Raw genomic sequence first — 259 nt, forward strand, 5'->3', positions numbered from 1 at the left:
GGAACAACAGACCACATTACAGTACCAGTAACAATAGGTAAACAAGCGGATAATGATAAGTACACACCGTCAACAACACCAATCACAAAAGATTATGGTACAGGTGTATCAGAAGATGAAGTGAAAGGCGCAGTAACAGTACCGAACTATCCAACGGATGGAGATCAACCAACAATTACGATTGATGATCCAAGTCAATTGCCAAATGGTGAAACAGAAGGTACAACAGATGTAGGCGTAACTGTAGAATATCCGGATG

The 259-nt window shown here is 40.9% G+C and carries 1 protein-coding gene; it reads left to right on the forward strand.

Going from position 1 to position 259, the window contains the following annotated elements; genetic code table 11:
* On the forward strand, window positions 1–259 hold a 259-nt coding region (locus CCE82_RS12795; RefSeq protein ID WP_159454558.1), incomplete at both ends, for a Rib/alpha-like domain-containing protein.

The organism is Staphylococcus cornubiensis (genome assembly GCF_900183575.1).
GTDB classification, from domain to species: domain Bacteria; phylum Bacillota; class Bacilli; order Staphylococcales; family Staphylococcaceae; genus Staphylococcus; species Staphylococcus cornubiensis.